Source organism: Paenibacillus barcinonensis (genome assembly GCF_003217495.1).
GTDB lineage: Bacteria > Bacillota > Bacilli > Paenibacillales > Paenibacillaceae > Paenibacillus > Paenibacillus barcinonensis.
Window position 1 is genome coordinate 140,980 of record NZ_QJSW01000008.1, and the last position, 23,727, is coordinate 164,706.

Annotated in this window: 17 protein-coding genes; 6 read left to right on the plus strand and 11 right to left on the minus strand. The window is 48.3% G+C overall.

Features of this window, described 5'->3' with window-relative positions:
• Window positions 1-163: 163 nt before the first annotated feature.
• The 5 genes from DFQ00_RS14530 to abnA form a co-directional block, all read right to left on the minus strand.
• Window positions 164-1,576 (minus strand): arabinan endo-1,5-alpha-L-arabinosidase, encoded by a 1,413-nt coding sequence (locus DFQ00_RS14530; protein ID WP_110897303.1) that lies wholly within the window; start codon window positions 1,574-1,576, stop codon window positions 164-166.
• A gap of 155 nt (window positions 1,577-1,731) precedes the next feature.
• The gene (locus tag DFQ00_RS14535) at window positions 1,732-2,574 is read right to left on the minus strand and encodes a carbohydrate ABC transporter permease (RefSeq protein WP_110897199.1); all 843 of its coding nucleotides are present in this window, start codon (window positions 2,572-2,574) and stop codon (window positions 1,732-1,734) included.
• A gap of 27 nt (window positions 2,575-2,601) precedes the next feature.
• On the minus strand, window positions 2,602-3,492 hold the full coding sequence (locus tag DFQ00_RS14540; protein WP_110897200.1) for a carbohydrate ABC transporter permease: 891 nt from the start codon (window positions 3,490-3,492) through the stop codon (window positions 2,602-2,604).
• Between the two features lie 324 nt (window positions 3,493-3,816).
• Complete coding sequence (locus DFQ00_RS14545) at window positions 3,817-5,169, minus strand: ABC transporter substrate-binding protein (protein WP_110897201.1); 1,353 nt, start codon at window positions 5,167-5,169, stop codon at window positions 3,817-3,819.
• A gap of 138 nt (window positions 5,170-5,307) precedes the next feature.
• Window positions 5,308-6,294 (minus strand): arabinan endo-1,5-alpha-L-arabinosidase AbnA, encoded by a 987-nt coding sequence (gene abnA, locus DFQ00_RS14550; protein ID WP_110897202.1) that lies wholly within the window; start codon window positions 6,292-6,294, stop codon window positions 5,308-5,310.
• A gap of 334 nt (window positions 6,295-6,628) precedes the next feature.
• Between abnA and DFQ00_RS14555 the strand changes: the two genes are divergently transcribed.
• Entirely contained in the window at window positions 6,629-7,546 is a 918-nt protein-coding gene (locus DFQ00_RS14555) for an ArsR/SmtB family transcription factor (RefSeq protein ID WP_110897203.1), read from the plus strand.
• A 521-nt stretch (window positions 7,547-8,067) separates the two neighbouring features.
• Here DFQ00_RS14555 and DFQ00_RS14565 read toward each other — a convergent pair.
• The gene (locus DFQ00_RS14565) at window positions 8,068-8,991 is read right to left on the minus strand and encodes an S-layer homology domain-containing protein (protein ID WP_110897205.1); all 924 of its coding nucleotides are present in this window, start codon (window positions 8,989-8,991) and stop codon (window positions 8,068-8,070) included.
• 450 nt (window positions 8,992-9,441) lie between these two features.
• Between DFQ00_RS14565 and DFQ00_RS14575 the strand changes: the two genes are divergently transcribed.
• The 3 genes from DFQ00_RS14575 (at window position 9,442) to DFQ00_RS14585 (ending at window position 13,799) form a co-directional block, all read left to right on the plus strand.
• On the plus strand, window positions 9,442-11,184 hold the full coding sequence (locus tag DFQ00_RS14575) for an ABC transporter ATP-binding protein (protein ID WP_110897207.1): 1,743 nt from the start codon (window positions 9,442-9,444) through the stop codon (window positions 11,182-11,184).
• Window positions 11,185-11,317: 133 nt separating this feature from the next.
• The gene (locus DFQ00_RS14580; protein ID WP_244213854.1) at window positions 11,318-13,159 is read left to right on the plus strand and encodes an ABC transporter ATP-binding protein; all 1,842 of its coding nucleotides are present in this window, start codon (window positions 11,318-11,320) and stop codon (window positions 13,157-13,159) included.
• Between the two features lie 121 nt (window positions 13,160-13,280).
• Window positions 13,281-13,799: a hypothetical protein gene (locus DFQ00_RS14585; RefSeq protein WP_110897208.1), complete on the plus strand. Its 519-nt coding sequence runs from the start codon at window positions 13,281-13,283 to the stop codon at window positions 13,797-13,799.
• Window positions 13,800-13,931: 132 nt separating this feature from the next.
• On the opposite strand, the gene DFQ00_RS14590 is transcribed toward DFQ00_RS14585, so the two are convergent.
• The gene (locus DFQ00_RS14590; RefSeq protein ID WP_110897209.1) at window positions 13,932-14,366 is read right to left on the minus strand and encodes an Lrp/AsnC family transcriptional regulator; all 435 of its coding nucleotides are present in this window, start codon (window positions 14,364-14,366) and stop codon (window positions 13,932-13,934) included.
• 131 nt (window positions 14,367-14,497) lie between these two features.
• Between DFQ00_RS14590 and DFQ00_RS14595 the strand changes: the two genes are divergently transcribed.
• Complete coding sequence (locus DFQ00_RS14595) at window positions 14,498-15,262, plus strand: MBL fold metallo-hydrolase (protein ID WP_110897210.1); 765 nt, start codon at window positions 14,498-14,500, stop codon at window positions 15,260-15,262.
• Window positions 15,263-15,458: 196 nt separating this feature from the next.
• Here the strand turns inward: DFQ00_RS14595 and DFQ00_RS14600 are convergent, their stop codons facing one another.
• Together DFQ00_RS14600 and arfA are read right to left on the minus strand one after the other, a co-directional pair.
• Window positions 15,459-19,007 (minus strand): S-layer homology domain-containing protein, encoded by a 3,549-nt coding sequence (locus tag DFQ00_RS14600; RefSeq protein WP_208643785.1) that lies wholly within the window; start codon window positions 19,005-19,007, stop codon window positions 15,459-15,461.
• A gap of 608 nt (window positions 19,008-19,615) precedes the next feature.
• A complete protein-coding gene (gene arfA / locus DFQ00_RS14605; RefSeq protein WP_110897212.1) occupies window positions 19,616-21,121 on the minus strand; it encodes an arabinosylfuranosidase ArfA in 1,506 nt (501 codons plus the stop codon).
• A 181-nt stretch (window positions 21,122-21,302) separates the two neighbouring features.
• On the opposite strand from arfA, the gene DFQ00_RS14610 reads away from it, so the two are divergent.
• Complete coding sequence (locus DFQ00_RS14610; RefSeq protein ID WP_425271028.1) at window positions 21,303-22,223, plus strand: ArsR/SmtB family transcription factor; 921 nt, start codon at window positions 21,303-21,305, stop codon at window positions 22,221-22,223.
• 158 nt (window positions 22,224-22,381) lie between these two features.
• Here DFQ00_RS14610 and DFQ00_RS14615 read toward each other — a convergent pair whose 3' ends face one another.
• Both DFQ00_RS14615 and DFQ00_RS29525 read right to left on the minus strand, forming a co-directional pair.
• Entirely contained in the window at window positions 22,382-23,224 is an 843-nt protein-coding gene (locus tag DFQ00_RS14615; protein ID WP_110897214.1) for a C40 family peptidase, read from the minus strand.
• A gap of 331 nt (window positions 23,225-23,555) precedes the next feature.
• A complete protein-coding gene (locus DFQ00_RS29525) occupies window positions 23,556-23,717 on the minus strand; it encodes a hypothetical protein (protein WP_208643786.1) in 162 nt (53 codons plus the stop codon).
• Window positions 23,718-23,727: the final 10 nt, after the last annotated feature.

A 23,727-nucleotide genomic window follows, 5' to 3' on the forward strand; every position in this document is an offset into this window, starting at 1 on the left:
CTTGGGGCACTGCTGACGTTCGCGGGTGGTAGGGCCTTGGTCGCTCTCCTTGTCCTCCGATTTCTTCATTCACCGCTCCCAGCGGTGGAAATCGGAGGACAAACTCGCACATGCGGCTCCTTCCTCCCTCTCACGTTGCTGACCCTCATGCAAGGTCAGCGATCTACTTCTCGGCTGCGCTGATTTGCTTGCCCCAGACCGCGATGCCGCGGTCATTCAGGCCAGTTACCACCAGCGCAGGCTGACTTCGCTCCCAATCCCAGGATGGGAGCAGCTTCAGCTCTTCCGTGGAAGCGCCGCCCGCAGGGCTCTCCTTCCACGTCAGCGTTAACGTTTGCTTGCCATCAAATGTCCAGGTGCCTGAACCGTTCTCGCTTTCGATTTTACCTTTCGCGGTTAGCGTATAAGGCACGGCCTGCACCTGTCCATTCACAGCCGGATCAAGCGCCATGCCTTCCCACGTCCCGGCAATCATCGACTCGGGAATATCCTGCGTTGTCTCACCCGCATAACGTTCCGGCGACACGACAGGCCAGCCGTCCTTCGTCCACAGCATTTTACGCACATGCAGGTACGGCCAGTTTTTGTCCGTCTCTCCACGGGCATGGTGCACGATATAATAATCGTCGCCATCTTTCAGCACTGAATTATGCCCCGGCGCAACCCAGCCCTCCCCTTCGGTAAAGCGGTATCCTCCCAGAATTTTAGTGCCAATCTCATACTGCGGCAAATGCTCCGTGTCCAACATGTTATTCCCGTTCATGTCCGTATAAGGCCCTGTAATGGAATCAGCACGAGCTACACGCACGTTATAATCCTCGAACAGGGAATCATAAGAGACGAACAGATAATATTTTTGAAACTCAGGATTGTAGACAATATAGGGTCCCTCAACTGCGCCCTCTTCGGTCGCCCGATCTCTTGCGGCGATGCGGGTACCGTATCCCTCTTCCTTAAACTTGCCCGTATCCGGGTCAAGTGGAGCAATATAAATCCCGTCGAAAAATGAACCGTATACCATCCATGGCTTGCCCAAGGCATCCAGCACCGGGTTGGCATCAATTGCATTCATACCGTCCTTCTCCTGACCGGCCGACTTCACCACCAGTCCCTCATCCTTCCAGGGTCCCTCGGGAGATTTGGAGGTCTGCAAGCCAATTGCAGACTGCGTGCTGCCAAAGCTGGAGGCAGAATAATACAATCGGTACGTATCCCCGGCCTTGATAATATCCGGCGCCCACAGGTTCGTCGCTCCCGTCCATTCCAGCGCCTCCTTCGGGATGCCCGGCAACGCCTGCCCCACCCATGTCCAGTTCATCAGGTCGTTTGACTTGCGGACCATCACACCCGGTTTAGGCTCTCCTGCCACACGTACGTCCGTGGAATAGACGTAGTAGCCTTGCTCTGTTTTGATAATAGCAGGGTCATGCGCATTATTCACTGTCCATTTGGATTCATCCTCAAGTATGGAAAGATCATACAGCTTCGTATCCTGCGGAGCTTCAGGAAAAACGGGTGGATTCGCCGTATTCCCCCCATCCGCACAGCCTGTCGTACCCAGCAGCATCAGTAACATAAAAGCCATAACTCCCTTCCTCGCCATGTGCGGCCCCTTTGCTTCTCTGCAATCTCTCCATTCTTCTCGTCTCTCCGACTCTTTCCACTCTTTTCGTTCGCGTGGTTCCTTCCGTTCCATCCATTTCTTCCATGCTCTCCGTGCTTTCATCACCATCATCCTTTGACTCCTGAGATCGCCACCGACTCGATAATCTGCTTCTGGAAGATCAAGAAGATAATCAAAACAGGCAGCAGAGCTACGATGGACGCAGCCATAATAAGCGGATAGTCCGTTTGTATCGCATATGTCGCGTTAAAGTTTGCAATAACGAGCTGCAACGTCTGCTTTTCTGGTGAATTCAAATAAATAATCGGTGCCAGATAGTCATTCCAGATGCCCATAAACCACAGAATCAGCTGTGCCGCCACGGCCGGTTTGATCAGCGGAAACGTAATGCTGGAATACAAGCGGAAGTAAGAGCTTCCGTCAATCTTCGCCGCTTCGATGATCGCATCCGGTACACTGAGCAGATATTGCCGCAGGAAAAAGATCATAATCACGTTCCCGAACAGCCCAGGAACAATGAGCGGCAGCAAGGTGTCCACCCAGCCGAGCTTGGAGAACATCATGAATTGCGGAATCATCACCGTTGGATATGGAATCATCATGGACGCCAGCAAAGTGAGAAACAGTTTGTTTTTATGCGGAAATCTCAGCTTGGCAAAAGCAAATGCAGCGAGACTCGACGTAAATGTACCCACCACCGTCACACTGAGCGCTACAATAAGACTGTTTTTGATGCCGCTGAGCAGCGGCCCCGCTTCCCAAATCTCTTTATATTTATCAAACTGAAACACTTCCGGAATCCATACCGGCGGCAGCGCGAATACATCCTGCTTCTCCTTGAGCGAGGTGGACAGCATCCAGAGCAAAGGCGCAATCATCGCAATCGCACCGATGGACAGAACGATAAATATGATAGAATTGGTTACCTTCCTTCTTTGACTATAAGACATCTCCCGTTCAGCTCCTCTCCTCGCCCATTAATCCCCGTCGTAGGCTGATCTTTCATTAAGTTTGAATTGCACAAGCGTAATGACAAAGATAAACAATCCGAGAATCATGGCCATCGCTGACGCATAGCCCATCTGTAGATTACTGAAGGCCTTTTGCCAGATGTAAAACACAATTGAAGCCGATGCATATTCAGGGCCGCCTGTAGGCGTCATAATGTTCATCTCGGTAAAAATCTGCGAGCCCCCGATAATATTGGTCACCACGAGGAAAAAGGTTACAGGCTTCACCATCGGCCAGGTGATATTGCGGAAAATCTGAAATCCATTGGCGCCGTCCAGCTCTGCCGCCTCGTAATACGTGCGGGATACACTTTGCAGTGCTGCCAGATATAACAGCATCGTGTAGCCAAGCCCTTTCCACACCGTCATCATGATCAGGGCCGGTTTGACCGTATCTTTGTTCGCCAGCCAGTTCGGGCCTTTAATGCCAAACAGGTCGAGGAACTGGTTCACCAGACCATAATCTCCGTTGTACGCCCAGTTCCACATGATGGAGACAGCCGCCAGAGAAGAGATCACCGGGATGTAATAGATCACACGAAATGTTGTAGTACCCGGAATTTTACGATTCAGGCCCATCGCGAGCAGTAACGCAAGCAGCAGGCCAATCGGAATGCCAAGCATCAGGTAAAACGTATTAAACATCGCTTTGTAAAACAGATCGTCAGTCAGCAAATCCTTAAAATTGGCAAGTCCGATAAAGTTCATCTGTCCAAGTCCGTCCCAATCGGTGAACGAACCATAGAGGGAGTAGAGGAACGGGAACAACACAAAGATCAGAAGCCCCAGTAGAGGAGGCAAAATAAACAAATATCCATACAGCATCTCTTTGCGATACAAACTTGATTTCGTATTCACGTGTTCACCCCTGTTTCTAAGATCAGCATGTGGCATACATTGATTGGCCTTTTTGAAAAATCTGCTTCTGCTCCGCTCCGGTCAATACATGCCACATGCCCGTATGGAATCTGGTGATAAAATTAAACTAAACGTTTACATCGTTCACTCCGATGACAGAATAACCTGGAGAGTAGCGGTTATCCCCAGATTTTTTGAATTCGCTTTTCCAGGTTTTTTCTGTCCTCTACGTTACAACATGTAAAACATAGTTCAATTTGTATCCTCTAACGAAGCAAGATGCCAGCAGCATCGGTTCAGGCTGCTGGCATCCTCTCTTCCTATCTATTTCTGGGATTTCTTCTCCTGCTCTACCGCTTTATCCAGCAGCTTCTGCATCTTCGGCTGCTGCTGCTTTACGTAATCTGCAGCGGTCATCTTGCCATCAAGCACCGGCTGAATGTCGGTGAAGAACATGTCATACCACTCCGCATTGTAGGTGTAGTTTCCTGGCAGCGCCCGTCCATAATCCTTCACGATATCAATAAATTCCTGTTTGTTTGCCGGTTTCGTCGAGGTGTCTTTAGCCCACTCATCGGCCATATCAAGCAAGTTCGGAATCTGAACCTTCGCGTCTACCAGTTGTTTCATGCCATCCTTTGAAGCAGTAAGATAGTTTACCAGCTCAGCCGCTTCCTCCGGGTGCTTCGTTTTGGCCGAGACACCGATACCGAGGGAGCCGATCCATGTTGCCGATTTCCCCGTCGATCCTGCCGGGAAAGGCAGCAGATCATAATCGAATGGAAGCTTTTCGAATGTACTCATATCCCACGGACCTACAGGGAAGAAAGCCATCTCTCCTTTCATCCAGCGCTGGTACGTATCAAGCGTTTGTGCCTCCTCAATGGAAGGTGTGACTTTGTATTTGTTCTGCATATCCGCAAAAAATTGCAGCGCTTCCGCAAATTTGGGATCATCAATCGTCACTTTTGTTTTGCTCTCATCCAGCCAGTCAGCCCCGTTGCTCCACACGAAAGCCTGCAGTGCCCATTGTACGTTAAAGCCTGTTCCAAACACGTCAGGTTTACCGTCACCATTGGTATCCTTGGTCGCTTGCTGGTTCACCTTGATGAACTCTTCCCATGTATACGGCTTATCCTTATCCGGGAATGGAATGCCTTCTTTTTCAAACAACGTCTTGTTATAACCGAGTGCAAACGGCCCTACATCCTTAGGCATACCATATAGATCGCCTTGTCCCGCCATCTTGCCATCGTAACGATACAAGTCTATTCCGTATTTCCAAATGTTATCGAGATGGATATCCTTGCTCTTCTCAATATAAGGTGTCAGATTCATCAGCACATTGCTGTTTACGTAAGCCTTCATATCGCCTGGAGCGAAATAAAATACGTCGGGCATGCTGTTGCCTGTAATCGCTGCACGAAGCTTGGTTGCATACTGATCGGCAGCGGTCACGATGATTTTAACTTTGACGCCAGGGTGCTCTTCTTCAAATTTCTTCACCACAGCCTGATACGCCTTCTGCTCATCCGTTCCTCCGCGGAACATAAACGTCAGCTCTTTATCTCCGCTGGCTGAACCGGAGCCCCCACTTCCCCCTCCGCAGCCTGCCAGCACCAGCGCACTCACCAGCATTAACAGCATGAACGTAACCCAACTCTTTCTCTTGACCATATGAACCCCTCCTGATCTGGACTTGTAAACGTATTCATGATGATGAATCAGCATTTCTGTTGTTAAATTTATCAAATCCAGATCCATTTAGTCAACACTTTATTAAAACATTTTATATTTATTTAAAGTAAATATTCGCTAGTACGTTGGCCATCCGTTTGCGTCCCACAACAGATCATTAATCAGCAATTTCGGATTGCCGTTATCCTCTGCATCGTAAGCATGGCGCACAATCACATTGCCGTTAACCACGTCCTGCCCCCCTGGTCCCTTCCATCTCACATTGCCTGTATCCAGAATCGTACCGCCGCCATTCATCATATTAACGCCATTCTTATCGACATAAGGTCCCGTGATGCTGGCCGAGCGCCCATAGACCATTTTGTAGGTGCTGTTTACACCTTTGCAGCAGGAATCAATGGAAGCAAATAAATAATAATATCCATTGCGGTACACGATGCTTGGCGCCTCGATCGCTCCCCCATTATTGGGACGTGCTGCAATTGAAGAGATGCTGCCTGTCGGTTTCATCGTGCTTTTATTCAGCTTCACAATCTTCAGACCACTCCAGAACGAACCAAAGGCCAGCCAAGGATCGCCCGAAGCATCAATGACCAGTTCAGGATCAATCACGTTGTAATTATTCGATGTTGTAGATTGCAGCACCAGTCCCTCGTCCTTCCACTGCCCTGCGCCGACGCTGTTTGCGGATGCAAGCCCAATAGCAGATCTGTTGGAGCCAAAGGTTGAGATGGAGTAATACAGCCACACTTTGCCGTTATACCGCTGCACGTCAGGAGCCCACACATCCAGATTAGCCTGTGCAGGAACAGCGGTATTCCACCAGGTTGGCTCATTCAAAAAAATTTGCGGTACACGATACCACGACGTTCCGTTATCTGATTTCAGCACCTGAATGCCAGGCCCAGTGGAGAAGGTGTACCATGAATTGCCCTCTTTAATCATCGTTGGATCATGTACGGCAATATCTCCCGATAGATTCCAGAACGCAGCTAACGCTCTGGACTGTCCTGCAAGCACCAGCACCAATACCAGCAATGCCGGCAGTGCCCAACGCCTTTTCGCCGAAACCTTCAAACTCTTCTTTAAGTTAAATTTCTCCATAACACAGCGCCGCCTCTCCTGATTGAATGGTTGCTTTGATTCATGAAGTATTAAATCAATTTAAGTATAATAGGATTATAAAAGCGGTTACATTACAATTCAATGGTATATTTCAAATATATATAAATTAATTCAATGTTTTATTTCAAGTAATTAGGAATGAAATACAGGAACGATTCCCCCACTTTTCATACGTACACATAGGGAATATATCAATTTTGTCCACCCTTTCTTTCCAGCATATAATGATTTATAATTATCTGAAATAAAACAGTCAAATGTGCAACAGTCTGCGTAACAGGCTTTGTTCAGAACGGGGAAAGGACATCCACCTATGATTTATATTAAAGATCTGATGTCAGGTGTGAATATTTTCAAAGCACTCAGTTCCGAAATTCGCATTCAGATTATTGAGCTGCTGGCCAAAAACCAAAGCCTCAATCTGAATGACCTCGCAACCAAGCTCGGACTTAGCAACGGCGCAATTACAATGCATATCAAGAAGCTTGAGGAGAGCGGATTAATCGAGATTAATACAGCGGTTGGCAAACATGGCATCCAGAAGATCTGTTACCTTAACGAGGAAAAATTAATGGTTGATCTTCGCTCACAGGAGATTCACAATCGGTATGAGGTTGAGATTCAGGTCGGGCATTACAGCGACTATCAGGCAGCGCCAACGTGTGGCATTGCGACAAAAGACAGCATTATCGGGGAGTTCGATGACCCCCGTTATTTTGCCGACCCGCTTCGGATTGATGCGGAGATGATCTGGCTGGCAGAGGGTTATCTGGAATATCGAATCCCTAACTACCTCAAGCCTAATCAGACGTTTAGCGAAATTCAGCTATCCATGGAGCTCGGCTCCGAAGCCCCTGGTTTCTGCGATAACTATCCTTCGGATATTTACTTTTATATCAATGGCAAAGAGATCGGACTCTGGACAAGTCCAGGCGATTTTGGCGATACACGCGGTACGTTTAATCCAGACTGGTGGCCACCGCATCTCAATCAATATGGCATGCTGAAGCTCATTCGTATTACGAAGGAAGGCAGCTATATTGACGGATGCCGGATTTCGGATGTCACGCTGGATGATATCGGACTGGATTACAAAAGTGATATTCATTTTCGAATCGCAGTCACTGACGGCCCTGTAAATAAACGCGGCCTGACCATTTTCGGCAAAAGCTTTGGCAATTACGGTCAGGGGCTGCTGGCACGGGTGTTATATAACGTACAGGAGGACTAGCCTTCTAAACGATCTACCATAACATGTTTCCTTTGGAGAAGGGAATCAAGAATGTTAGTACAACAGTGATTGGAAGGTTAAAGAAAAGGAATAACGGGTGGGATTCTTTTGAAGTCGATGAATATAATATTCGGTACAATCGAAGAAGAAGTATGACGCGCTGTTGTCATACTTCTTTTTTTAATTTTTTTTCAGCAAGAGAGCATTATCTCTTTCAACTATTCGCCAAAATAAAGGAGACGATCTTCATGAATCAACCGCAAAAAAACCATCTGGCCTCCCGTTCTCCCTGGGGCGTGTCTCGAAAATAGACTGGAGTGTATCCTTTACTTCAGCATTTTCAGACACATCCTAGTTCAGTGTTAAACAGATCCCGCAATTGGGATTTGTTTAACATACTTCCTCAGAGAATACGGTCCGCTAGATGGTTTTCTGGTTTCTGGTTTCCTAACGTTCTTCTAGTTAGCTAATCTGCCTGCTGCTCAAGCAACAGGTGATACGGACAACCTACGCACGCCGATTCACTTACCGGAAGGCTGTGCTTCAGCCGTGTAGCCTGTTGGAATTTCGGCTTCTGCGGTCACTTTGGTAATAACCATCGGATACATCTTGTCTGGATCAGGCTGCAGGATAGAATATTTGACGATTGCCCGTTTGTCCTTCTCCAGCTTAACTTCATCAATCTTCAATCCGTATCCCGGATGCGGCATTTCGGCTGTCAGAGTCACTTTGCTTGTTTGGTCATCCACCTTGCTGATCGTTACCTCAGGTACGATGCCTTGTTGGCCTTCACCAGGGTTCGTTGGAGCGGGCTCCGTTGAACCGCCGCCGCTATGCTGATCCACAAATTCAATTGCCTTGAAAATCATGCTTGCTGCCTCCATACGCGTAAGGGACTGATCCGGGCGGAAATTCCCGTCCTTGTCCAGCTCAATGATGTTCATATTCAGCAGGTTCTGAACCGCAGATATGGCATCCTTACTTAATTTATTTTCATCCTTCACTTCATTATACTTCATGATTACGGGATAGTTCCCGGTTGTGTTAATTCCCTCATGCAGCAAAATAACAAACTGCTCACGCGTCATCTTGCCCTGCGGATTCACTTCTACCGGAATGGACAGGCCGTTCTGAGTAGCTGCTTGCACAGCATCCGCATACCAGGTGTTCGGACTGATTTTAGTCTGAGCGGAAGCTTCCGCATATGCATTTTTCAAACCAAACGCCTTGACAATCATTTGGATGCCCTGCGGTTCGGACAAAACAACATCTGGACGGAACAAATCCGCTGTCATACCGTTAATGATCCCCTTTGATTTTAATGAGTCGACAACGGTCTTTTGACCCTCATCCTTGATGTCGGAAAATGCAAATACCGAAGCACCTCCTGCTGTCAAAGACACGCAAAGCGCAAGTGTTGCAGCCAAACCTTTTTTATGTTTCATTTCCGATTACCTCCATCATATTTAGTAAAACCTTTTTTTCACCTTTTCATCCCTTCAGACGGTGCCCCCCCGGAAAATGTTTCAGTTTATTTGGCATTTGGTGAATAAAACACCATAATCACGCATACAAAATGCTGTATGCCCGGTACCTCTCTTACAATGCATGATCGCTTGTCCAGCCGTATGCAGAGCGTATACTTCGCACATGTTATCATTCGCTTTTCGCTCGTCCAGAATAAGCCGGCTTCCGTTGACATCTATCCAGATTAGCGCGAAAATATAAATAGAGATTGCATCACATGACGGATAAATCATAAACAGATTCGCATACAGTAAGAGGGCATGACACGCTAACATAGCGGTGTCTGCCCTTTTCTTGACTTCGTTTGTGTGAAAAGTCTCTTCCATCGTTCTACTAAGCTTTAACCAACCAAAGGAGAACCTACACCCATGTCCAAAAAAGGTTTACTGCGCGGTTATGTGTTATCCCATTGGCCCAACTATCTTCTGGCTATACTTTTAATCATTGCGTCCAATATCGGTCAGGCCTCCTTGCCCCGTATTCTGGGCAGCTTCACAGATCAATTAATGCAAAATACACTTCAAATGCAGACAGTGATCCGTTACAGCCTATCACTGCTCGCGATTGCAATTGCATACAATCTGCTGTTTGGCAGCGGCCAATTCATGATTATGAAGCTGGGTCGGCGGTTTGAATTTATAACGCGTGAGCGCATATTTCGCAAATTTTCCGAGCTCAGCGAGTATTATTTTTCCAAACAGGGCAACGGCAAGCTGCTCAGCTATTTCATGAACGATGTCACCTCCGTCCGTGAAGCCATATCAAACGGGGTCACGATGACAACCAACGCAACCTTTCTGCTGTTGTCCTGTATCGTGATGATGCTGCTGAGCGGGATTCCGCTTACGCTTATCCTGATCAGCATTGTGCCCTTGCTCGCGATTCCCTTTCTGGTTGTATTCTTCGGCCCGCGAATTCGAAAGCGCTCCCGGGATGTGCAGGAAGCTCTCGCCACGATGACGGAGTCTGCGGAAGAACAGCTCGGCGGTATTCGTGTGATCAAAACCTTTGCTATTGAGGACAACGCTCGTTCACGTTTTGGTGCAACCGTTGATGATATCAAACACAAGCAGCTTCGGCTTGTTCGTCTGTCTTCCCTTTTTCAGGCTACACTTCCTTTTCTGGGCGCACTCTCACTCGTGGTGTCCTTGCTGGTTGGCGGCATCCTGACGATGCAGCATTCAATTACGCTGGGCAGCTTTGTCGCCCTAACCTTGTATTTGCGAATGATTATGGGCCCGCTGCAGCAGATTGGCAACGTTATTAATACGATGCAACGCTCAGGGGCCTCGCTCGAACGAGTGCATGATTTGCTCAGCGAAGTACCGGATGTGCGTGAAATTTCGGAGGCAGAGGCTCTTCAGCAGGTGCAGGACATTACGATTCAGAATCTGACATTCCATTATCCGGGCAGCGCAGCTCCTGCCTTAAAGCACATTCAGCTCCAGATTAAAGCAGGTCGTACGGTTGGCATTGTCGGTAAAACCGGGTCGGGTAAAAGCACACTGGTCAAGCTGCTGCTTCGTACATACGAGCCGCCGCAAGGCACTATTTTCATCAATGGTACAGACATTCGTGAACTGTCACTGGACAGTCTGAGATCACAAATCGCTTATGTTCCCCAGGATGGATTTCTGTTCAGCACCACCATTCGTGACAATATTGCCTTCAGCAATCGGGAAGCACCGCTTGGAGATGTGGAGGACAGCGCCAAACAAGCAATGATTTATGAAAATATTGTACGGTTCCCCGACCGTTTCGATACGCTGCTTGGCGAGCGCGGACTTACGTTATCGGGTGGACAGCGGCAACGCACAAGCCTCGCCCGCGGGCTGATCAAGCAAGCCCGGATGCTGATTCTGGACGACAGTATGAGCGCCGTAGATGCGGTTACCGAGACGGGCATTCTGGGCAGTCTGCGCAAGCTGGGCAAAGGGAAGACCACGTTGATCATCTCCCATCGTATCAGCGCGGTTCGTCATGCAGATCACATTATTGTGCTGGATGAAGGACAAATTACTGAACAGGGAACACATGCTGAGCTAATGGCCGCCAAGGGCCTGTATGCAGCGACCTATCGCTTGCAGGAGGAGGGATTACATCATGTCTGACACGGATGGCAAGGCAAAGCACAAGAACAAAATGCATCCTCCAAACGAAACCAATGATACAATTCATCACGCCGAACCCAATTCTGAAGCGTCCTCCGCAGATCACCACCGTAAACGCGCTTCGTTTCAAGCCATGATGGGATATGCCAAGCCACATCGCTGGGCATTCGCCGGTATTTTCTGTTGCTCCCTGCTAGGCATCTCGGCAGATTTGCTACAGCCTTATCTGGTGAAAATCGCCATCGACGACCATCTGGCTGTGGGGCAAACAAGCATCAGCTTTCTGATTCAGCTTGCTGCCGTTTTTCTCGGGCTGGCTGTGATCAGTTTTATTTTCACCTATGTGCAAAACAATCTGTTACAGCATGTCGGTCAGAGCATCGTCTCACGCATTCGTAAAGACCTGTTCCGGCACATCTCCAAAATGTCCATGTCCTTCTTCGACCGCTTCCATATCGGCAGTCTAGTGACCAATGTATCCAGTGACACGGAAACGATCAGCAGTTTTTTCACACAGGTGCTGCTGAGTCTGATCCGGGATGGCATGATGCTGGTGCTTATTATCTTTTTTATGTTTCAGCTTGATCCCGTGCTTGCCGGTTATTCACTTTTCGTGCTGCCTGTCATTGCGGTTGTAGCTGCATTATTTCGCCGCAGGCTGCGGAGAGCATACCAGAATGCTCGTACCCGGCTTTCACGTCTCATTGCGTTCACTGCGGAGAACCTGTCCGGGATGTTTCTGATTCAGGCATTTCATCAGGAGGAAGAACAGAACAAACGATTCAAGGAGCAGAACGCCCTACATCTGCAAGCCAACATTGCGCAGGCCCGTTCAAATGTTATATTTAACCGGACGTTTGACATTCTGGGTAACGCAGCTCTGGTCATGATGGTCTGGCTTGGAGGTCGCGCTGTGCTTGGAGAATCGTTGCAAGTCGGGGTACTGTACGCATTTATCAGCTATATTCGTCAGTTCTTTCAGCCCATCAACCAGATTACGATGCAGTGGAACACCTTTCAGTCCACAACCGTTTCTATGGATCGGATCTGGAACATTTTAAATACCAAACCTGAAGTGCATGATCCCGAACCAGGCAAAATTTCAGCTCTGGTGCCGCAGCACGTTATGGGCCAGATTGACTTTAATGACGTGTCCTTTGGTTATCGCGCAGATCGACCTATTATTCAAAATATGAACCTGCACCTGTATCCGGGTGAAATGGTCGGCATTGTGGGAACCACCGGGGCCGGCAAAAGCACGCTGATTTCCCTGCTCAATCGTTTCTATGATGTGAATCAGGGCAGCATTCAGATTGATGGCACCGATATTCGCCATATTCCACAAGCTACACTCCACCGTATTGTCGGTCTGATTCAGCAGGAGCCTTTCCTGTTCTCGGGTACCATTATTGATAATGTACGAATGTTCAGGGAGGATACTACGCGAGCGCAGGCGATGGACGCTTGCCGATTTGTTGGAGCACATGCGATGATTAATCGTTTGCCACAAGGCTATGACACCCGCCTTTCGGAGCGTGGAAGCGGACTGTCTGCCGGGGAACGGCAGTTGATTTCTTTTGCCCGGATCGTTGTCTTCCAGCCCCGTGTACTCATCCTGGATGAAGCTACCGCAAATCTGGACTCACACACCGAGCAGCTTGTGCAGCATGCACTGGAGTCTGTCTCCCAAGGCAGGACTACGATTGTAATTGCACATCGTCTCTCCACGGTAATGCATGCCGATCGAATTCTGGTCATGGAGCAGGGTGCTATTGTAGAGGAAGGATCACATCAGGAGCTGGTTGCAGCGCAAGGAGTGTATGCGGACTTATACCAGCACGCACGGGAAGCCGGGCAACAATCGAGCAGCTTGGCTAGTAAAACGCCTTATCAACACTGTGATCAAGACAATACGGATACAAGAACATGCCAAATGTGCATAACTCCTGCACCTAACTGCCGCCTGAACTCGTAAACTACACTATAGGTTACACACGTCAACTTACACTATAGGCTACACACGTCAAACATGCCGCTTTGCTGATGCAGGCGGCAATTTTACATATGGCTCCAGGGATTACAAGGAGGAATGAACTATGCATATGCACGCTGCCTCATCCGAACATCAGCACGGAGAAATCGGAGAAATTCGTTATCGTCGCATCACAGCCATCTGGAAAGGAAGCCTCTGCTTCCTGTTCCTTGTCCTGTGTGTACTGCTCTTATGGATTATCGCGGCCGGGCAGACAGAAAGTGTAGAGAAAATCTATTATCCTATGGCTGCCATACTCGGTATGTGGATGGTGGGACCCTTTTTCTTTATGTTCCTGAATCGTTCCCTTCAGCGTTCTACCGTGCTCTTGTCATGGGATCAGCAGCAGCTCCGCGCCGGGCAACGTAAGCTCCCGTGGGACCAGATTCGCAAGATAGAGCTGACCACTCCGGCTCAGAGCAAGTGGCAGCTATCCCGCTCCCCCATGTATGCCATATATCTGAAGGACGGCACACGCGTCCATATCCACTCCGATCACCTGCTTGGAAAAAAGAGACTTCATCACTCTTTGGCTATGCTTCAGCAGTCGTTAAGTGAAGCTCGGCAGCTGAATCGGGACTGATCCAGCTGCTGGGCCCCTAACCCTGAAACTTCCGGGAGGAGCCTTGGGCTCGGCAGCATACGGATTATGGAAGAGAAGGACAGGACGTTGCAAGCAAGCTCCACAAGCCTCCATAGTCACCTGCGCTCCCTCTTATTTCCTGGACTTTTCTACACCAAGGGACAGGCTCACCCTATAATTGCCCAAGGGCAGCAGCGCCTCCAGCAGTTCACCCAGCTGCTCGGTCGTTCCGGTCTGTACCCTCATCAGGTAACAGCCCTCTCCGCTTACGCGGTGGACCTCAACGATGTCCTCACGCGTTGCCACAAACGCACGAAAGGCAGGATGTCTGTCGCCCGAGTTCAGAAATACCGTGACAAACGCCTCCAGGCCCAGGCCTATGCGTTCCGGGTTCCATTTTACCGTATACCCTTCAATGACCCCCATATCCTGCAGCTTGCGTACTCTTGCTCCGACCGCCTGCCCCGTAAGATGCACCTCTTCCCCGATCTCCTTGTTCGACCGTTTGGCATCCTGAATGAGGAGCTGTAGAATACGTAAATCTGTCGCATCTATCGTTTCGTTCATGGATATTCAGCATTCCTTTCACCTTGAAAATCGTCAGGCCGATCTGCATTCAGCAGGTTATATACGACGTGAAGCGGTTTGTTTAACATATAGGATAATACTAAGAGAGAATATGAAGGAGTGCAAATGAAATGAACATTCAATTGATTAGGAATGCTACACTGTGGCTGGAATACGCAGGTTTGAACATTCTGGTTGATCCGATGCTGATGGACAAGGGAAGCATGCCTGCTTTTCAAAATACACCGAATGCTCTGCGGAACCCCCTCGTGAGCTTGCCCGATATCGAGACCGATATTCTGAACCCCGATCTGCTACTTGTAACGCACACGCACCCTGATCATTGGGATGAAGCCGCTGCAAGACAGCTGCGCAAAGATATCCCGCTCATATGCCAGCCTGGGGATGAGCATGTTTTCATCGAAGCAGGATTTACAAACGTAACCCCTGTTGAGGTTCAGCATAAGCACCATTCGATACGGTTCGCTCGCACTTCGGGGCATCACGGTACAGGAGAGATCGGCAAACGCATGGGGAATGTATCCGGCTTTGTGCTTGAAGCCGCCGGGGAACCCGTAACTTATATTGCCGGGGATACAATCTGGTGTGATGAGCCTGCGGAAGCCATTAGAACGTATCATCCCGAGGTTATTGTTGTTAATGCCGGAGGCGCCCGCTTCCTGCAAGGTGATCCCATCACGATGCACGGGCCCGACGTCGCCGCTGTGAAACGCGCTGCACCTTCGGCCCACCTTATCGCTGTTCACATGGATGCCATTAATCACTGTATGACATCGCGTGTTGAACTTGCCGCTTATCTGGCATCCGTGCAGTTGGATGGGAACGTGTTTATTCCACAGGATGGTGAAAGCCTGGAGTTTGGTGGGAAGGCTTGAAATTGAAGCTGCATAAAATATACGTTATCAGCAAAGACCGCATCCCCTGTCATCAGGGCTATGCGGTCTTTACGTCTTGCCTTATTCGTTTCGTGCCATAGTCAAAAGATCCATTAAAACAATAGATTCAATAGATTGGATCAAACCGATAAAGCAGTGACCTAGATGAAAAGTGATAAAGTAACGGACTAGATCCCTAGATCAGACCAATCTTCGCCAGTAAACGTGCTACCATCTGTGTAACCTCGGCACGGGTAACGAACGCATCAGGGGCCAGATTACCTTTGCTTCGACCTGTGACAATTCCTGCTTCAACCATCTGGGCTGCGCCCTTGATGGCCCATGAGGATATGCCTTTTTCCAAACCACGGTCCGCGACAATCTGCCAAGCTTGCTGTTCTGTCATGGAAGCCGGGCCTGTTCTAAGTTCCATCGCTCTGGCTAAAAGAAGCATCGCTTCCTCCCGAGTTACATTACGATCCGGTTGATAGCTTCCGTCTGCATAGCCTTGAACCAGATTATACTCGCGCGCACTGCCAACAGCTGCTGCATACCATACATTCTGTGGCACATCAGAGTACGTGCTGTTCAAGGCTCTTGGTGCTATGCCCAATGCTCGGGTGATGATTACGGCCAACTCAGCACGAGTCATATACTTATCAGGACTGAAGCTTCCGTTGTCTGTCCCTTCAATGATTTTTCTGGAAGCCATATCATCTACTGCATTCTGTGCCCAATGCCCCACTACATCGTCAAATTGAACCGGATTGAGGATAAGTGCATAGGTGCTGTTGCTTAAACTGTTGATGACTGCCTCATATCTTCCATCTCTCAGGACAATACGAGTAGGTACATGTCTTACCGTTCCGCCCGGGTTCACAACAACGCCTGTTGTGATGCCGGATGGTGTTTTCCCTTTTTCGAGAGTGATCGTTCGTTCAACATAAGTATTAAACTGATGGATATCTACAGATTGATCACCGTATGTCACCCTCACCTTAAACTCAACTGGCACCCCTTGAAGTGTGAACTGGTTCTGTTGAAGCGAGCGATTCACGGCATCACTCTCTGCCTGAGAGGGTTTGCCCATCTCCACTTGGAGTTTCATGTCTTGCAGAGCTTTGTCACCCCCCAAGCCTTGAGCAAGAGACTGGAGTGGAATCTGCTGTACAGGGAGGCTGTACGTTGCGAAGTCGGTCTGCAGCTTCAATACGGCTTTCGACTGCTGCATATCCCGAATCATGGAGCTGTCCAGCTCTCCGATCAAAACGTCCGCACCTGAAGGTACCAAAATCGTGACCAAAGCGCCCGGCCCTTCAGCAGCCAGCTTCTGTTTTAACTTTTCGGGATCAACCCCCACCTTGCTTACAACTTGACCCTCTTTGGTGGTTTGAGTTAAGAAGCCAATCTGTTCAGATACACCATTAACCAGAACATTAACACCTTGGCTGACCGTTGTCTGTGTAGATGGTGATGATGTCCCCCCTGTTGTGCTGCCTGAACCGGAGCTACCGTCTGAACCACCTCCACTTGAAGGTAACGCTGGAATCACTGCATTGGAAGGCGTCGATGCCAAACTGCTGCCTACCGCATTAATCGCCTTAACCGTGAACGTATAACTTGTGCCATTCGTCAAACCTGTTATTGTTATTGGACTTGAGGTTCCCTTGACCTGAATATTGCCTGGTGAAGCTGTTACTTCATATTCCGTGATCGGACTGCCTCCATCCTGACGTGGAATATCAAATGCAATGGTGGCCTGGCCGTTGCCGGTGGTTGCTTTTACATTCTTGGGCGCATGAGGAACGGTAGGAATCATCAGCCAAGGCGTTGCCTCACTGATTACACCATTTACGCTCTGCACAACATAATACTCACTGCCAGCTGGCAGATTGTCAAATCGCAGTTTGCCATCGAGTTGTGGTGGAGGACTACTGGAAACAAGAAACCCGTTCGTCAAATATAAGCTGACAGTTGCTTTCGGGTGGACTTGATCCACATCCAGATACCCGATACCCACACTGCCTACAGGTTTCCGCAGGTCCACGCCAATGAAATCGGAATTGTTACTTTCTTCCCCATTTACCGTTTGAGTGACATAGTACTCTCTGCTGTCCGGTATTACGTTCTCAAAACGATACGTGCTCTCTGTAACCGGCTCAGAGGTAGCCTTCAGGGTATCGGTTTCCGCCTCATAGAGCTTCAGAACAGCACCTGAAGTGAAGCCGCTGACATCAATATATTCCGTTCCCTTTACCGCTATCGGCCTGCCGGGCGTATTAATAGATAGCTCGATGAAGCTCGTCGTTACACTAACTACGCCGTTAATCTGCTGTTGAGCATAATATTGGGTTCGTTTCTGCAAACCGGTGAAAATAACCTTGTACGGCGGCTGCAAGTTCGGCGTATCTGAATAAACAAGACCTCCATCCTTTTTATACAAAGAAACGATGGCTCCTGGATATACATTGCTGATCGTGATTGAACTGGAATCCGCACTAGCTTCAAGGTGTCGCAACTCGGAATTTACAAATTCAGAATTCTCACTTTGCTCCCCGTTCACTGTCTGTGTGACATAATACCCTCCAGTTTTAGGCTCGACATGCTCAAACAGATACGGACTCTGCGTGACAGCATCTGAAGTGGATACCAATGAGTTATCCGATTGCTGGTAAAGCTTCAGGGTTGCACCTGATGTGAACCCACTGACCTCGATGCTTTCCAGCTTGCCCTGAGCCACAGGTCGCGCCGGTATATTCGGTTCAACATAAACAGCTTCTGATTCACTAATGACTTCATTAATCGTTTGCTTCACGTAGTAGTAGGTACGACGGTTCAGATGGGAAAAGGTGGCCTTGTCATCCAGCCGTACATCAGGTGTATTGGAAACGAAACTCCCATCCCCTTTGTACAGAGAAACGGCTGCTCCGGGATAAATGCTGCTGACCTTGACTGAGTCACCGTCCACACTGGCCTGTGGTTGTGGCAAACTAGAACTCGTAAAATCGGAATTTTTACTTTCTAGATTGTTAAAGGTTTGAGTGACATAATATTGGCTCTTGCGGGGCACAACAGACTCAAACGTATACGTAGGATCTGTTACGGGAGGTGAAGTAGCTTCCAATGTACCACCATTCACCTGGTACAGATTCAGAATGGCCCCCGAATGGAATTCACTGACCTTGATCTTTCCCGGTTCTCCTTCAGCTTTAGGTCTTTCGGGGGTCACCGTAACCTGATTAGAACCCAGGCTTACTACCTCATTGATTCTCTGATCAGCATAGTAGCCCTGACCAGCTGGTACATTTTTGAACAGCACTGTGCCATCGAGTTGTACTTCCCCTGCGATGGTGACCTGGATTCCGCTGGATTCATAGAGCCTCACTTCCGCTCCTGTGTAAACATTGCTGATCACTACTTGCTCTATACCACCTGATGCTTGAGGCTGACGCAGGCTGGAATTGACAAAGGTTGAACCTCCACTTACTTCCCCATTCACCGTTTGCGTCACATAGTACTGATCCTTGTGAGGAACAACGGAATCAAACAGGTATGTGGGGCCTGCAACATTGTGCACAGTAGATATTGGCGCCCCGCCTGAGGCACGATAGAGGTTTAATGTTGCACCACTTTCAACGTTGGATACCTCAATGCTTTCCAGCTTGGAGGTAACCATCGGCGCAGCTGGAGCTGCAAGCACAACAGGCACTCTCCCCCACATCGTCATCACCAAGCTTACAATCATGCAAATTGCAGTAAATCTCAAAATCAGCCTTCGGTCCATAGCATCGCTCTCCCTTTTCACTTGTGTGTACCCCTGGACGACTTACGCACATAACACTCCCGTATCGCACGATTTCGTCTGGAATATACTGCTATACTATCACAAAACATATTGTATCAGTTGATATAATTCGACTTTTTTCGCCATTTTTTTCTTCAAGAAGAGTCACACGAAAATCAAAACGAGAATGTTTGATATGTAGCCTGTTATATTGAGCTCTAACGATCTCAGGAGACGCTATTTGAAGGTTTTCTTCCACTTTGAAACTCTAACGATCCGAGGAAACGCTATTATTGTGAAATGCCCACTTTTTCCTGAGATATCAACTCTTTTCATCGGAATAGTGTCTCTCATGATCGTTAGGTTTGAAATGTAGCGTTGAACGCCTACATAAGGTTTTCTGTGATCGTTAGAGCCGATGCACACTTAACGGTTCTCACTCGCGGCGTACCATCAAAAAAAGGATGCGAATTAATCGCATCCTTTTTTGATTGCAATTCAACTGTATTGCTGCTAGTCTCAGCACACATTTGAGTGTACTCGGGATGCTTCAAGGATCTTGCCACCCCTCACTGCACCTTCAAACGAATCACATTCCAGGACGCTTTCGCCAGACTGGCTGTGATCAGTGTATCCGATACCGAAGCCCCGCCACGTCTATGCGGAACGACGCGATCAGGTTGAGTTGCTGTGTTGCTTGCTTTGAGATCATCTGCTTCCAGCACGATATGCTCGATCAGGCTACATTTACCGAAGCTGCGCAGATCGACCTCAAGCGGCAGAGATTCCTCCAAGTGACGGTTAACTGCAAATACAGTGACTTCACCCTGCTCCTCATTATGCACTGCAATACCTTCCAGATAAGGAACATCCGTAATTTGTTTGGTGTCATATTTCGGTGACTGAATCAACGGTACCAACGCCGTTCCACGACCGTAGACGGATGCATGCATAAATGGATAGAAGATCGTCTGCCTCCATGATGCTCCGCCTGTTTCGGTCATAATTGGAGCAATAACATTGACGAGTTGGGCCAGACAAGCCATTTTGACCCGATCCGCATGTTTCAGCATGCTAATCAGCATACAGCCTACCAGAAGCGCATCTTCATGATTATAGATGTCTTCCAGCTGCGGAGGAGCGATCTGCCACGGGTCCATTTTGGAGTCGTTCTCATGGGAGTGATACCATACATTCCACTCATCAAAGGACAAATACATTGTCTTTTTGCTGCGTTTCTTTGCTTTCATGTAATCACAAGTCGCTTTTACCGTATCAATGAAACGATCCATTTCCAATGAACGCGCAAGGAACGTTGGGGTATCATGATCCGGGTTGCCGTAATATTGGTGCAAAGAGAGATATTCGACATGATCATACGTATGATCCAGCACCGTTGCTTCCCAGTCCGGGAAGGAAGGCATGCCCAGATGCGAGCTTCCGCAGGCAACGAGTTCAATCGTTGGGTCCGTCCATTTCATGACTTTAGCTGCTTCCGCAGCTGTACGCCCGTATTCCTCAGCTGTTTTATGCCCGATCTGCCAAGGACCGTCCATCTCGTTCCCCAGACACCAGGTCTTCACCCCATGCGGCTGCTTGTATCCGTGCTTGATTCGAAGATCACTGTAATATGAGCCTTCCGGATGATTGCTGTATTCTACAATATTTCGCGCAGCATCTACCCCGCGTGTTCCAAGGTTCACCGCCATCATCACTTCTGAGTTTGCCTTTTTCGCCCAATCCACAAATTCGTTAAAACCAAATTCATTCGTTTCAATCGTTCTCCAGGCCAGCTCCAGCCTGCGTTTGCGCTCAGACACAGGTCCAACGCTGTCCTCCCAATTGTAACCGGATACAAAATTACCACCCGGATAGCGCACAATAGGCACTTGCAGCTCCTTCACCATCTCCAGTACATCTGTACGGAACCCCTGCATGTCCGCTGAGCCATGGCCCGGCTCGTAAATCCCGCCATACACCGCACGTCCGAGATGTTCAATAAATGATCCATACAATCGCTTGTCGACTTCGCCAATCGTAAAATCTTTATCTACCGTCATTTTCGCTTTTTCCATGAATGATCTCATCCCCTCAAGATTAATAAAAAAATTAATTGATATTCTATGGATCAACGTTCATATTTATATTAAAGTCTATAACACCACATATTTCAACCAAAAAATCAGAAAACATTATTCTTTTTCATGAATTTATGTTTAACTTAATTCTATAAATAAAATTGGAGGAACACCTGTGATTAGAGCAAATACCGACGCCGAATGGCTCCCACTATATGAAGCACTGGCAAGTGAAGTCCGTTTGCAGATTATCCGTCTTGTCGCGGAGACGCCAATGAATGTGAAAGACCTTGCAGCCTCGCTGGGGCTAAGCAGTGCTATTGTCACCATGCATGTCCGCAAGCTTCAGGACGTTGGCATCATTCAATCCAAAATGGTTCGCAAGGACGGCGGCACGCATAAAATGAACAGCCTGGCTGTGGACTGGATTGGCATCTCCATGCCACAAGAGAGCGGCATCACGCGCAAGTTTCACGAGGTTTCCATTCCTGTCGGACATTACACCCATTTTGACGTGTATCCTACATGCGGCTTAGCTACCTCCACCCATGTAATCGGACAGTATGATGATGCTCGCTACTTTCTGGACCCCGACCGCATGCACGCCCACATCCTGTGGTTTGGCCATGGGTTTGTCGAATATAAAATTCCGAACTATATGCTGACCGGACAGCTGATAGATGCTATTGAAATATCACTGGAGATTGGCTCAGAGGCCCCCTCAGTCAATCCCAACTGGCCCTCCGACATTACGTTCACACTGAACGGCATTCGGTTGGGTGAGTGGACCAGTCCGGGTGACTCCGGCAATGGACGTGGTATCTTCACACCTGACTGGTGGAGTGATATTGTCAATCAGTACGGCATGCTTAAAGTGCTACGTATAACTCATGAAGGCACCTTTATTGATGGACAGCATCTATCAAGCATTACACTCGCAGATATTCCCGTAGAACGCAATCAGTGGACCTTGCGGCTTTCTGTAGAAGAGGATGCCCGTCATGTAGGCGGTATGACGCTATACGGTGAGGGATTTGGCAACTACAATCAGGATATTTTATTCCGACTCTTCTATCACGATGGCATTCCAGCCCTGTAAAAAGAAAGCACAAAAACACCTTTCATTTGCCCTTATTCCAGGGTAATGAAAGGTGTTTTTTATAATGCTATGAGCTTAGCAGCCCGCTTCATTCGGTTCGAGCTCTGCCATACATTCTCTCGTAGCAGACACCCAGCAGACAGGCCTGTGAGCTTGTCCTACAGCGCACTTCCGCCATACAGGAAACGGTATTCCCAATGCTTGCCGGCAATATCACTAATCGTCACACCACCGCCAGCGTTGGAATATGTATGCAGTATTTTACCGTTACCCAGATAAATACCCGTATGTGTGATCGTTTCCTTTGATTTGTTGATCCCTTTGTAAGCTGAAGCCGAGGTGCCTTTATAAGACATAAAGTACATCAGATCACCGCGCTTCAGGTTCTTCCAATGGGTCGTAACCTTACCTTTCTTCTTCACATACTCTCCTTGCTGGCGTGAATCAGCAGGAAGTGTGATGCCCAGTCCATCAATGAAAGCCCGACGTACAAAGCTGGAGCAGTCAAACACCGCCGTGCTATTGCGGTCCGCTGCGTACTTATAAGGCGTTCCCATATATTTCATGCCTGCCGCAATTACCTTCTCTACGGCCGCATTCCCTTTGATTGCTGTACCATTATTTGCATTAGCAATGCTGGAACCTGAGTTGCTCGAGTCGCTAACGGTCCCCTTGTTCACTGTTGCTGCATCCTTACTGACCGGCTGTGTGTATTTGGAGGAGGATGAGATATAGCCTGTCCGATTAGCTGAATCTTTGATTTTATACCAATCTGAACCGGATTGCTCCAGCACAGTTACCGTTTCTCCTTTGGAAACCATACGAATAACTTTTGCGGATGTCGTTGGTGAGATTCGAAGGTTTACACCCCAGATGACTTGTGCTTTGGATTGATCTGCCGCTGCTGCGGATACCTGTCCTGTGAGTGCTGCCGTTGTTAGACTTCCCATCAGCATAGCTGCCGTTACACTTGCCGTAACAATGGTATTCTTCCAGTTCATGATGTCGTGTCCCTCCGGATGTTACAGAATTTTAACCAGGAAGGCATCCTTCCGGCTCGCCTTATTGTAAACGGGCATTCCATAACGTTCATCAGCCCAAAGTCCTGCAAGGATTTAACCAGGCTTGAGCACATAGCATCAGGGAAAACGTTCTTTCACTGGAAAAATAGAACACACACCACCCGGATTCAAAGGTTAAATTATTGTAACCAATTGATATACCTTAGATTTCTACGTTTCGGTCTAGCGCTCCTTCTGTCGCCCGGTTATGCAACCTGCGAACTAGATTTTAATATTTCACTTCAGCCCAATTGGAAAACATTACTACGTTTCATTTCACTTCTAACTGGAATATCTCCTTCACATTTGAAAATATAAGTATTTTCATGCATGAAAAACCGGGGATTTCTCCCCGGCCTTCAGCTTGCTCATCTCCATAAAGATTGTAATCATGGGCCTGACGGTTCCCGTCCCCAATTCCTGAAACCAGCACGGCACTTCAT

Bases quoted from the DNA above. Each gene is read 5' to 3' on its own strand.
- DFQ00_RS14530 (WP_110897303.1), bottom strand. From the start codon at position 1,576: ATGTTACTGATGCTGCTGGGTACGACAGGCTGTGCGGATGGGGGGAAT.
- DFQ00_RS14575 (WP_110897207.1), top strand. From the start codon at position 9,442: ATGTCCAAAAAAGGTTTACTGCGCGGTTATGTGTTATCCCATTGGCCC.
- DFQ00_RS14555 (WP_110897203.1), top strand. From the start codon at position 6,629: ATGATTTATATTAAAGATCTGATGTCAGGTGTGAATATTTTCAAAGCA.
- DFQ00_RS14595 (WP_110897210.1), top strand. From the start codon at position 14,498: ATGAACATTCAATTGATTAGGAATGCTACACTGTGGCTGGAATACGCA.
- arfA (WP_110897212.1), bottom strand. From the start codon at position 21,121: ATGGAAAAAGCGAAAATGACGGTAGATAAAGATTTTACGATTGGCGAA.
- DFQ00_RS14545 (WP_110897201.1), bottom strand. From the start codon at position 5,169: ATGGTCAAGAGAAAGAGTTGGGTTACGTTCATGCTGTTAATGCTGGTG.
- DFQ00_RS14585 (WP_110897208.1), top strand. From the start codon at position 13,281: ATGCATATGCACGCTGCCTCATCCGAACATCAGCACGGAGAAATCGGA.
- DFQ00_RS14580 (WP_244213854.1), top strand. From the start codon at position 11,318: ATGATGGGATATGCCAAGCCACATCGCTGGGCATTCGCCGGTATTTTC.
- DFQ00_RS14535 (WP_110897199.1), bottom strand. From the start codon at position 2,574: ATGTCTTATAGTCAAAGAAGGAAGGTAACCAATTCTATCATATTTATC.
- DFQ00_RS14600 (WP_208643785.1), bottom strand. From the start codon at position 19,007: ATGATTGTAAGCTTGGTGATGACGATGTGGGGGAGAGTGCCTGTTGTG.
- DFQ00_RS14615 (WP_110897214.1), bottom strand. From the start codon at position 23,224: ATGAACTGGAAGAATACCATTGTTACGGCAAGTGTAACGGCAGCTATG.
- abnA (WP_110897202.1), bottom strand. From the start codon at position 6,294: ATGGAGAAATTTAACTTAAAGAAGAGTTTGAAGGTTTCGGCGAAAAGG.
- DFQ00_RS14565 (WP_110897205.1), bottom strand. From the start codon at position 8,991: ATGAAACATAAAAAAGGTTTGGCTGCAACACTTGCGCTTTGCGTGTCT.
- DFQ00_RS14590 (WP_110897209.1), bottom strand. From the start codon at position 14,366: ATGAACGAAACGATAGATGCGACAGATTTACGTATTCTACAGCTCCTC.